The 11,425-nt window shown below is 67.3% G+C and carries 10 protein-coding genes; 8 read left to right on the top strand and 2 right to left on the bottom strand.

The genetic code is table 11. The annotated features are described in order from the left end of the window. Positions 1–215: 215 nt before the first annotated feature. The gene (locus tag AC1DR7_RS18880; protein ID WP_256777555.1) at positions 216–1,280 is read right to left on the bottom strand and encodes a lipid A deacylase LpxR family protein; all 1,065 of its coding nucleotides are present in this window, start codon (positions 1,278–1,280) and stop codon (positions 216–218) included. Positions 1,281–1,473: 193 nt separating this feature from the next. Here AC1DR7_RS18880 and AC1DR7_RS18885 point away from each other — a divergent pair, with 193 nt between their 5' ends. From AC1DR7_RS18885 to gnd, 7 genes are all read left to right on the top strand, one after another. After that, positions 1,474–1,752, top strand: a complete 279-nt coding sequence (locus AC1DR7_RS18885) for a DUF493 family protein (RefSeq protein WP_256777556.1) — start codon at positions 1,474–1,476, stop codon at positions 1,750–1,752. Continuing rightward, the gene (gene lipB, locus AC1DR7_RS18890; protein WP_256777557.1) at positions 1,740–2,447 is read left to right on the top strand and encodes a lipoyl(octanoyl) transferase LipB; all 708 of its coding nucleotides are present in this window, start codon (positions 1,740–1,742) and stop codon (positions 2,445–2,447) included. Before AC1DR7_RS18885 ends, lipB begins: the two co-directional genes overlap by 13 nt. A 17-nt stretch (positions 2,448–2,464) precedes the next feature. Beyond that, positions 2,465–3,475, top strand: a complete 1,011-nt coding sequence (lipA, locus tag AC1DR7_RS18895; RefSeq protein WP_256777558.1) for a lipoyl synthase — start codon at positions 2,465–2,467, stop codon at positions 3,473–3,475. Between the two features lie 605 nt (positions 3,476–4,080). Next, positions 4,081–6,258, top strand: coding sequence for a carboxy terminal-processing peptidase (locus AC1DR7_RS18900; RefSeq protein WP_256777559.1), 2,178 nt, complete (start codon positions 4,081–4,083; stop codon positions 6,256–6,258). Between the two features lie 344 nt (positions 6,259–6,602). Next, entirely contained in the window at positions 6,603–7,226 is a 624-nt protein-coding gene (locus AC1DR7_RS18905; protein WP_478076616.1) for a DUF2242 domain-containing protein, read from the top strand. Between the two features lie 18 nt (positions 7,227–7,244). Beyond that, positions 7,245–8,537: a hypothetical protein gene (locus AC1DR7_RS18910; RefSeq protein ID WP_457318990.1), complete on the top strand. Its 1,293-nt coding sequence runs from the start codon at positions 7,245–7,247 to the stop codon at positions 8,535–8,537. 3 nt (positions 8,538–8,540) lie between these two features. Then, complete coding sequence (gnd, locus tag AC1DR7_RS18915) at positions 8,541–9,446, top strand: phosphogluconate dehydrogenase (NAD(+)-dependent, decarboxylating) (protein ID WP_457318988.1); 906 nt, start codon at positions 8,541–8,543, stop codon at positions 9,444–9,446. Positions 9,447–9,519: 73 nt separating this feature from the next. On the opposite strand, the gene AC1DR7_RS18920 is transcribed toward gnd, so the two are convergent. Beyond that, positions 9,520–10,593: an oxidoreductase gene (locus AC1DR7_RS18920; RefSeq protein WP_457318989.1), complete on the bottom strand. Its 1,074-nt coding sequence runs from the start codon at positions 10,591–10,593 to the stop codon at positions 9,520–9,522. 171 nt (positions 10,594–10,764) lie between these two features. On the opposite strand from AC1DR7_RS18920, the gene AC1DR7_RS18925 reads away from it, so the two are divergent. Then, on the top strand, positions 10,765–11,139 hold the full coding sequence (locus tag AC1DR7_RS18925) for a BON domain-containing protein (RefSeq protein ID WP_478076617.1): 375 nt from the start codon (positions 10,765–10,767) through the stop codon (positions 11,137–11,139). The last annotated feature ends 286 nt before the right edge of the window (positions 11,140–11,425 follow it).

The following is an 11,425-nucleotide window of genomic DNA, read 5'->3' on the forward strand; positions in this document are numbered from 1 at the left end:
GGGCCTACGGCCGCCCCCTCCTCCTTTATTTCGCCTCCAAGGGCATGGGAGCCCAGCGCCCGACCCACCGACGACCGCTGTCGACCCAGCGCTTGACCCAATGACCGCCACGTCCGCACCTGCGTCTGGGCTGATGAGGAGCCGGCCAGCGGCCGGCACTACCTGCCTTCGCCGGCAGCCGTCGGGCGCAGGCTCGGACGGACGCCCGCCCGGAGTTACAGCGATCGGCTGATGGTGAAACTGCCGAACACCGGCGCTTCCTTCTGCCCGTCGAACTCGCGCGTGCTGTGGTAGCGGGCGACGGCGAACTTCCAGCGCCCGCGCATCACCGCCACGCCGTACCCGGCCTGGCCCACCACGTGGCGCTTGTCCACGCTGTGGCTGTTGCGGAAGGTATTGCCGTCCAGCGTGATATCCCGGATCACCCACGCCGCATCGGTGGTGGCGAACATGTGCCACGACCAGCCCGACGGACGCCCGCCGCGGGTCGGCGCGGTGTTTTCGCCGGCCGGACGCAACGGCGTACTGCCGAAATCGTCCGGCAGCTTCCAGCCGAACCGCACTTCGCCACCCGCATTGAGGTGGGTAGCCAGGTTGCCCACCGCACCGCCGTAGTGGCTGATCGCATCCCAGCCCCAGCCGCCGGCGTTCACGCTGGCATCGGCCGGCCAGCGGCGCATCCGCTCGTGGGTGAGCATGAACACCGGCTCGTTGTGCAGCTGGTTGTCCCAGCCCTGGAATTTCTCGTCGCCCAGCACGTCATGCACCGCGTTCTGCACTTCCTTGCCCAGTGCCCACGGCCCCACCACGCCGATCGCCAGCTGCGTGGTCTGCAGCCGGTCGCCGCGCCGGGCGTTGTAGCCGAAGCTGCCGATCAGCACGCCAGCGTAGGGCCGATCGTCCTCGATCAGGTCCTTGCGGGTGAAATCGGTGGGCGTAAAGATGCCCTGGGCCAGGCTGAAGATCATGTTCTGCTGCTCGAACTCGCCCGGGTGCAGCTTCTCCAGATGGCGGTTCACCCAGCGTGCCAGCCGCGGCAGGCAGGGGTCATCGGTGTAATCGACCAGATTGGGCGAGACGAAGGTGATCTGCGCGCCGTTGGTGTAGCCCTGGTCCTGGTCGGCCCCGCCGAACAGATCGTTGTCGACCCGGAAATTGACCTGCGGYGGGTGCTCGCGCATCGCATCCGGACCGCACTGGTTGGCGGCCTGCGCCGCAGGGGCGACGAGCGCCAGGGCGCCGGCGAGTGCGGCCGACAACGCATAGGGCTTCAACGACATGGGATTCCCGCTCAGGATGTGTTCTGTTTTTATGCCGGAGCAGCGTAGTCAGCGCGTGATGCTTTGGCCAGCGCCGCGCGCGCACCGATACGTTTTGCTGGTGAACGCCGATTTTCACGTCGCGTTGGGTGCCGCTATAGGCACGATCATGCAGCGCTTGGGTTCGGCCGCCGGCGTCCCCATAATCGCGGTTATGGAGATCTCGTCTGACAACCCCGACCACGGCTTCCAGTTCCCCGGCCAGTTTGAACTCAGCGCCATGGGCGCGGCTGGTATGGAGCTGGAACGCGAACTGCCGCGCCTGCTTGAGCTGGCCGGCGTCGAAGTACTGACCGAACGGGTCAGCTGGAAACACTCGTCCAACGGCAAGTATGTGTCGGTGCGGCTGGTGTTCAAGGCCGACAACCGCGAGCAGTACGATGCCGCGCACACGGCACTGCGCGACCACCCGGAAGTGAAGTGGACGCTGTAAGCGCCTGCGAAACCGCCGCCTCACCGGGGGCGCGCCCGCCACAGCCGGCGATCGTGCGTGAGCTCGGCCGGCAGGCCTATGCTCCGGTCTGGCATGCAATGCAGCGTTTCACCGATGCGCGTGATGACACCACCGCCGATGAGTTGTGGGTGGTCGAGCATGATCCGGTGTTCACGCTGGGCCAGGCCGGCAAGGAGGAACACGTGCTGGCGCCGGGCGATATTCCGGTGCTGCATGTGGATCGTGGCGGCCAGGTGACCTATCACGGGCCGGGCCAGATCGTGGTCTATCCGCTGCTGCAGCTGCGTCGTCTGGGGATCGGGGTGCGCGATTACGTGTGCCGGATCGAGCAGGCGATCATCGACACGCTGGACGAATGGAATATCGGCGCTGAACGGCTGGACGGCGCGCCCGGGGTCTATGTGGGCGGGGCGAAGGTCGCCGCGCTGGGCATCCGGGTCCGCCGCGGCTGCACCTTCCACGGGCTGGCCTTCAACGTGGCCATGGACCTGGAGCCGTTCCACCGCATCAACCCCTGTGGCTACGAAGGGCTGCAGGTGACCTCGGTGGTAGACTTGGGGGGACCGTCCGGCATGGCGGCCGTGACGCCGGTGCTGCTGGGCCATCTGGCCCGCCAGTTCGGCCTGGACCTCCAGCCGACCCTTGAATTGCCCGATCTGACTGACGCGGCGTAACGCCGCCGACCAAGGCCATGACTGAATCGACCGCTCGCCTCATTCCCCTGCAGATCGTGCAGGGCGACACGCCGTCCGCTGCACCGTTGCAGACGGGCGTCAAACAGCTGGGCGGTGACAAGATCGGCCGCTCGCCCGTGCAGTTTGCCGACGCGCCGGTGCTGCGCAAGCCGTCGTGGATCCGGGTGCGGATTCCGTCAGGCAACGCGGTGCAGATGCTGAAGGCGAAGCTGCGCGAGAACCGGTTGGTGACCGTCTGCGAGGAGGCGAGCTGCCCGAACATCCACGAGTGCTTCAGTCATGGGACGGCGACGTTCATGATCCTGGGCGAGGTGTGCACGCGGCGCTGTTCGTTCTGCGATGTTGCGCATGGTCGGCCGAAGCCGCCGGATGCGAACGAGCCGGCGAGCCTGGCGCAGACGGTGGCCGACATGGGCCTGAAGTATGTGGTGGTGACCAGTGTGGATCGGGATGATCTGCGTGATGGCGGTGCGCAGCATTTCGCCGACTGCATCGGGGCGATCCGGGCCCGGTCGCCGGCGACGCGGATCGAGGTGCTGACACCGGACTTCCGCGGCAAGGGGCGGATGGAGCGTGCGCTGGATATCCTGGCGACCAATCCGCCGGATGTGTTCAACCACAACATCGAGACGGTGCCGGATCTGTACCGCAATGTGCGGCCGGGCGCGGATTACCAGTGGTCGCTGACGCTGTTGAAGAATTTCAAGGCGCAGCATCCGTCGATCGCGACGAAGTCGGGGATCATGCTGGGTCTGGGCGAGGAGCTGGAGCAGGTGCGGGCGACGATGCGCGATCTGCGTGCGCACGACGTGGACATGATCACGATCGGTCAGTACCTGCAGCCGACGCCGCACCATCATCCGGTGCTGCGTTACTGGACGCCGGAGGAATACAAGGCGTTTGAGGACTACGGGTACGAGCTGGGCTTCAGCCATGTGGCCTCGGGGCCGATGGTGCGTTCTTCGTACCATGCCGATGTGCAGGCCAAGGGTGCCGGTGTTGCCTGAGGCGTTTGACGCCTGAGGCTTTTGAAGCAGCGCTTCATTCGTTCATGCGCTTGGAGGGGGCAGGCCGCCCTCTCCAGGACACGCCGGGGCCCCTCCATGGTGCTCGTTTTGACGCCTTGCTCGTCGATGCAGTCCCGCACCGACGGCAAATACCGGTGTTGGACGTCCTGCCCAACCCGTCGGGCGCAGTGCCTCCGGCCCATGGCGCCAACGGTCCTGGAGAGGGCGGCCTGCCCCCGCCTTGACAGGGTTCGGCGTAGCGGCCGGGGCGAGCAGCGGCAGTTGCTTCATTCGCTGTGAAAGCCCACCGGTGCGTTCATTTCTGAACGATCCTCGTTTATCCCGGTGCGCAACGCGCGCTGGTGGGTGTGCGTAGCGCCGCCTTGCCATCGTCTGCGCCCGACCTCCCTTTGTCGTCCTTCCCGCCTCCAGCGGCTGGCGGCCGCCGCCTTCGCCTGCGCCATTCACAATTTGCTACAGGCCCCGGTTTAGGCTGGAAATCCCCGTTGCGCGGGGATGGATGACAAACCCCGCAACTTTCGGCACTGTCGTGTGGTCTGATCCGCACGCAGTCTCCCCGTTGGCAAGGTGCCATGAGCAAGTCGATGAAATTCAAAGCCCCCGCATTCCTGATGGCCCTGGCGCTTACCGCGCCGCTGGCACTGGCCGCCTACGCTGATTCGCCGGCACTGCCGTCGGCGGCGACGCCCGACCAGGTGACCACCTCCAAGCTGGTCTACGGACTGCTGTCCGACAGCCGCTATGCCTATCGGCCGCGCGCGCTGGATGCGGCCACCTCCAAGGACGTGTTCAAGCGTTACCTGGAAGCGCTGGATGGCAGCAAGCAGTTCTTTACGCAGGCCGATGTGACGCGCTTCGCGCCGTTCGAGGCGAACATCGCCACGGCGATCCGTGGCGGTGAGCTGGAGCCGGCGTTCCAGGTGTTTGCGGTGTACAAGCAGCGCGTGGGCGAGCGCATCGGGTATGCGCGCAAGCTGCTCAAGCAGGATTTCGATTTCAGCACCGATGAAAAGTTCGAGTACGACCGCAAGGACGTGCCGTGGGCGGCGAGCAATGCCGAGCTGGACGATCTGTGGCGCAAGTCGGTCAAGAACGATTGGCTGCGGCTGAAGCTGGCGGGCAAGCAGCCGGCGGAGATCCGCAAGACGCTGGACAAGCGTTATGCGACGCTGGAAAAGTCGGTCAATGAGTTGAAGGGCGAGGACGTGTTCCAGTTCTTCCTCAATTCCTACACCAGCGCGGTCGATCCGCACACCGATTACTTCACCCCGCGCACCGCCGAGAACTTCAACCAGGCCATGTCGCTGTCGCTGGAAGGCATCGGCGCGCAGCTGCAGCGCCAGGACGACATGGTGGTCATCCGCGAGGTCATCGCTGGCGGTCCGGTGGCGGTCAACGGCACGCTCAAGGCGGGGGATCGCATCGTCGGTGTCGGCCAGGGCAAGTCCGGGCCGATCGAGGATGTGATCGGCTGGCGCATCGATGACGTGGTGGCCAAGATCCGCGGCAAGAAAGACACCCAGGTGCGGCTGGAATTCATTCCGGCCGAAGAGGGCGTGGACGGCAAGCACCACACGCTGGTGCTGACCCGCCAGAAGGTGCGTCTGGCCGAGCAGGCCGCCAAGGGCGAGACCCTGGCCATCCCGGCCAAGGACGGTGAGCCGGCGCGCAAGGTCGGTGTGATCAAGCTGCCCACCTTCTACCAGGACTTCGAAGGCCGTCGCCGCAACGCGACCGACTACGCCTCGGCCACCCGCGACGTGGCCAAGCTGCTGGCCGGCTTCAAGGCCGACAAGCTCGATGGCGTGGTGCTGGACCTGCGCAACAACGGCGGTGGTTCGCTGGATGAGGCCATCGAGCTGACCGGCCTGTTCATCGAACAGGGCCCGGTGGTGCAGGTGCGCGAGTCCGGTGGCCGCGTCACCGTCAACAGCGACCGCAGCGAAGCGGTGGCGTGGGACGGTCCGCTGGCGGTGTTGATCAACCGTGGCTCGGCGTCGGCGTCGGAAATCTTCGCCGGTGCCATCCAGGACTACGGTCGTGGCCTGGTGATCGGTGAGACCACCTTCGGCAAGGGCACCGTGCAGAACATCGTCGACCTGGACCGCTGGCCGAGCGGGGAAACCCAGCGCTATGGGCAGGTCAAGCTGACCATCGCACAGTTCTTCCGCGTCAGCGGCAGCAGCACCCAGCACAAGGGCGTGGTGCCGGACCTGGCCTTCCCGGCCAGCGTGGATGCCAGCGAGTACGGCGAAAGCACCTACGACAACGCCCTGCCGTGGACCCGCATCGCCTCGGTGCCGCATACCCAGTACGGCAACTTCGGCCCGCTGCTGCCCAAACTGGAAACCCGCCATGCCGCGCGCATTGCCGCCGACAAGGAATTCCAGTGGTGGAACGAGGACGTGGAGCAGTTCCGCGCCGAGAAGGCCAAGAAGTACATCTCGCTCAACGAGGCCGAGCGCCGCGCCGAGCGTGAGAAGCAGGACAAGCAGCGCACCGAGCGCCAGGCGATCCGCAAGCAGCTGGGCCTGGACCTGGACCCGCTGGCCGACGACAGCAATGACGACGGCCTGACCGGCAACGAGCGCGACATCGTCAAGGATGCCGCCCGTGAGAAGGCCGCCGAGAAGCGTCCGGACCCGCTGCTGCGCGAGTCGGCGTCGATCCTGTCCGATGCGGTCAACCTGCTGGAAGCCGACCGCCCGCTGTCGGCGCAGGTGCTGCCGCAGTCCACCGCCGTGGGCCGCTGGGCCGACTGACCGGTCGCGGACGGACGGGGGTAGGGCCGAGCCATGCTCGGCTGCGCTCACCGACCGCGCCATGGGCACAGGCAAGCCGAGCCAAGGCAAGCCGAGCCGAGCCAAAGCAAGCCGAGCCGAGCCAAAGCAAGCCGAGCCGAGCCAAAGCAAGCCGAGCATGGCTCGGCTCTACCCCCCCCCCCCGCCCCCGGCCCCCGGCCCCTCGCGCGCGCGAAGCCGGTGGCCGGTTTCGGTGAACACCCGACAAACGAAGGGCCGGCCATTGCGCCGCCCCTTCGCTATGTAAACCCGGTGCATACGCGGGCGGGGCTATGCTGGAGGCGTCTGTTCTCGCAGGAGCGCGCATGCGCCTGTATCACGCAATCCCGGCAGGTCTGCTGGTCGCCTCGCTGACCGCCTGTGGCGGTCGCGCCGCTGACAGCACGCTGATCCGTGAATCGTTCGACTCCGGCGACACCTATTCGCGCAGCGTGCCCGGCGCCCCGGCGCAGGCCTGCGAAGCGGCACGGCGCACCCTGCTCAGCCAGGGCTATGCGATTGCCCGGGCCGACACCGCGGCGGTGGAAGGCAACAAGAACTTCCAGCCGCGCGATGACGAACACGAGCAGCTGGTGCTGCGTATTTCCTGCGCGCCACGCGGCGACCAGTCGCTGGTCTTCGTCAGTGCCGTGCAGGACCGTTATGCCTTGAAGAAGAGCCCGACCTCGGCCAGTGTCGGCGTGGGCGCATTGGGCTCGGTGTCGCTGCCGTTCGGCAGCAATGACGATTCGCTGGTGAMGGTCGCCAGCAGCACGGTGCAGGATGCGGACTTCTACCGCCGCTTCTTTGATCGGCTGCAGCAGTACCTGCCGGCCGCGGCGGCCGCGCCTGCACCGGCGCCGTCTGAACCACCGGCCGCTGCACCGGCTGCGGCCGATGTGCCTGCGGCGCCGGCCGCCGTGGCGGGTACGCCGGTGCCGTCGCACTGATCAGGCGGACCGGTGTCGTTGCCCACTGCATCATGCGCGCCCCGCCGTTGGGTGATGGCCTTGGCCGGCTTGCTACTTGCGGGCGTGGCCATGGCGAGTGCCGTCGCCGCGCCCGCGCCGGCCTGTACCCAGCCGCTGCTTGAAGAACTCGGCTGGCGCTTCACCGACGCGCCCATCCGCGCGCCGGTGGTGCACGGCGGCCCCGTCTGCGAGCGCGCCGATCTGGCCCAGGCGCAGCAGGCCGGTGACCTGCGGGTGCAGCTGCCCCGGGACTGGGATCCCGCGCGTCGCGCTGACTTCATGACGGCCTTGCTGGACGATCCGGCCACGCTGTGCGCGTATGCGTTCAAGCTTGGGCAGGCCACCCGGCGTGCGACCACGCAGCTGCAGGACAATCCGGGGTACCGGTTTTCGGCACTGCAGTTGGGCTGGATCGGCTTCGGCGCGCGCGGCGCGCAGGCCCAGGGCTGGCAGCGCTTCCGCAGCTTCGGTCGGGGGTATGCACCTGCCGGCCGCAACAGCGTGGCGCTGCAGCACTTCTACGATGGCCGGGTCCGCAGCGAGTGCGGGGTGGGGCGCCAGATCGCGCAGCTGGCCACCCAGCGCGAGCTGTACGGCGATGCGGCATTCGATGCCGAGTTCACGCCCGCCGAGTTGTCCATTGGCACGTTCCTGACCCTGCACGAGACCGACAGCATCCTGCTCGGCCGGCACGCGGGTGAGTTCCTTGCCGATGGCAAGGCGCGCAAGACCGCACAGCTGGGCCGGCAGGCGTTCGTCGGCGCGCCGGGCTTCATCGAGCACGTGTTCGACCGCGAATTCCTGGACGACATCAACAACCAGGCCGAGAACTTCGTGGTGGTCAATGTCAGCGACGCGGCGGCCCGTGCGCTGCGCGCGCACGACGGGTTTACCCATTACGACGCCATCAACCGGCAGATCTGGGCGCTGGCCCAGCGCATGCCCGGACCCGGGCCGCGCCGCTTCGAACGGCTGCTGGCCGAGCGCGATCCGGTCTGGCGCAACGGGTTGCCGGCCGAGCAGAAACCGCTGCTGGCCGAACTCGATGCGCTGCTGGACGATCCGTTCTACCAGGGGTTCGTGATTTACGTGCATCCTCGCGGTATACGTCCTGTCGGGTACCACATCGCACGCCTGCTCGACCGCAATCCGCGGACGCCGTTTGCCTTCGAGCTGGGCCTGCACAACCTGCATACCACGCTGTACCGGCGCTGGATCGACGCACGCCTTCGCCAGTGCGATTCCCCGCCGGCAGCATCCCCGCAACACAACTCGCACGCTGGAAGGTGACACATGGATATTGCAATGATCGGGCTGGGCAAGATGGGCGCCAACATGGCCGAGCGGCTGCATCGCGGCGGCCATCGGGTGATCGGCGTCGACCCCGGTGAAGGCGCGCGCGCGAGCGCGGCCAAGCGCGGCTTCGAGGTCAGCGCGTCGGTCGCCGATGCGCTGGCGCAGCTGCCGGTGCCGCGCGTGGTGTGGCTGATGGTGCCGGCCGGCGAGGTGGTGGACCAGACCCTGGCCGCGCTGTCACCGCACCTGTCCGAAGGCGACGTGGTGATCGACGGCGGCAACTCGTATTACAAAGATTCGATGCGTCGCGCCGGCCAGCTGCTGGGCGAGGACGTCAGCTACATCGACTGCGGCACCAGTGGCGGCGTGTGGGGCCTGCAGGAAGGCTACAGCCTGATGATCGGGGGTGACACGGAGGCAGTGGAGCGGGTGGGGGCGATCTTCCGCACGCTGGCGCCGGGCGAAGACCGCGGCTGGGCGCATGTCGGGCCGACCGGTGCCGGCCACTTCTGCAAGATGGTCCATAACGGTATCGAGTACGGGATGATGCAGGCCTACGCCGAAGGCTTTGCGCTGATGCAGCACAAGACCGCGTTCAACCTCGATCTTGCCCAGGTTGCCAAGGCCTGGCAGCACGGCAGCGTGGTGCGTTCGTGGCTGCTGGACCTCAGCGCCGATGCGCTTGGCCGCAACCCGCAGCTCGATGGCATTGCCCCGTACGTGGAAGATTCCGGCGAAGGCCGCTGGACCGTCGCCGAGGCGATCGACCTGGACGTGCCGGCACCGGTGATCACCCTGTCGCTGCTGGAGCGGCTGCGCTCTCGCGAGAAGAACTCCTTCAGCGATCGCCTGCTGGCGGCGATGCGCAACGAGTTCGGCGGCCACGCGATCAAGACCGAATAAGACCGCCGATGCAGCCGGTGGGTGGCGGGATCACGGTAGTGCCGGCCGCTGGCCGGCTCCTCGCAGAGGTTGATCAGGTGCGCGCATCGGCGCCGCCCGAAGATGCGCACAGATCCACCCGCCGCCCGCTGCGCGCACTCTCCGCCCCGGCTTGCAGCAGGCGCATCAACTGCAGTGCCTCATCCGCGCTCACCGTGGGCGCGCCGCTGCCCAGCATCGCGTCGCGGAACGCCGCGTACAGCCGCCGGTAGTCGCCGGGCACGTTGTCGACCGTGCTGCGCTGGCTGCGGCCGTGCTCATCGACCACGACGTGCTGGCCATGCAGCGGATCCAGACCCCAGCCCGGCGCGCCGGGCGCAATGCCATCGCGCAGCTGGTCTTCCTGCACGTCACGGCCGTCCTTGAGATAGCTGCCCACGTGCCCGTGCACCGCAAAGCGCGGATTGGCCGCGGCGACCAGCGAGCCGGCGTGCACGATCGCGCGGTGCCGCGGGTAATGCAGCACCGCGTGGAAGTAGTCATCGCTGCGTGCGTGGTCGCGTTGTGCGGTGATGTCGGCGCTGATCGCCGCCGGCCAGCCGAACAGCTGCAGCATCTGGTCGAGCAGATGCGGGCCCAGGTCCATCCACAGGCCGGCACCAGGCACGTCGCTCTCCCGCCAGCGATCCCGCACCTGCGGGCGGTAGCGGTCGAAGTGCGAGTGGCACTCGGCCACGTCGCCCAGCACGCCACTGTCGAGCAGCTGGCGCAGGCTGAGGAAGTCGGCATCGAAACGCCGGTTCTGGAACACCGTGGCAACCCGTTCCGCCGCCTGCGCGGCCTGCACCACCGCCTCGGCCTGCGCCACGTCCAGGGTGAAGGGCTTGTCCACCAGCACGTGCTTGCCGGCCTGCAGTGCGGCGATGGCCAGCGGTGCATGCTCGGCGTTGGGGGTTGCGATGACCACCGCATCCACGGCCGGGTCATCGAACAGTTGCTGTGCATGCGCGCAGATGCGCACGTCGGTGAAGCTGCGCAGGAGCCGGTCGCGTTGCGAACTGACGATGCTGTGCAGCGTCAGGCCGGGGGTGTGCTGGATCAACGGGGCATGGAAGACGCTGCCGGCCAGGCCGTAGCCGATCAGTCCCACCTGCAGGGCCGTGGCCATGGTGAGCTCCAGAGGAGAGAGGGGGAGGGTCAGCGTAGCGGCTGCGGCCGCGCGGAGGAACATGAACAGCCGGCAAGGAACCTGAGTGGTTCACGGCAGCGTTATGTTCCGCCCACGTGCCGCACACGCGCTTCCCCCGACACTGGCCACACACCCAAGGAGACACCGAACATGACCAACACTAYGCGCACTCTGCTTGCTGCTTCGCTGGCCCTCGGCATGGTTCTGGGTACGTCGTCGGCGATGGCAAAGGATCCGCCGAAGACCACCGACCATGCCGCCATGACCCATGCCGATACGCATGACTCCGACGCGCCGGTGACCGATAGCTGGATCACCACCAAGGTCAAGACCGATCTGCTCACCAGCAAGAACGTTCCGGGTACCGAGGTGATGGTGGAAACGGTCAATGGCGTGGTGACCCTGAAGGGCACCGTGGCCAGCCAGGCCGAGCATGACAAGGCACTTCGCGTGACCAAGGGCATCAAGGGCGTGAAGAGCGTCGATGCCAGCGGCCTGAAGGTCGCGGCCGCTGCCAAGCGCTGATTCCAGCGTATCGCGGTAGCCGAACGTAGAAACAGGGCGCGCCTTCGGGCGCGCTTTTTTTGTTTCCTTCTCAACGGCGGCGTCCTGTTTGCAAGGGCCGTGGTGGATGGTGCGCGGCGTTGTGCATGTGGTATCGGATAATTCAGGCGCGGGGTGTGGATCTTGATGCTGTTTCCGCTTGGGTTTGTCGCAAGCGTCCGGGCCCCGTAGCCGCCGGTAGGCCCCTGGCGCAAATGTCCCCCGGCCGCGTGGCGGCCTCCTCCTTTATTTTGCCCAGGGGCCTACC

It is taken from the genome of Stenotrophomonas sp. P5_A9 (genome assembly GCF_056400525.1).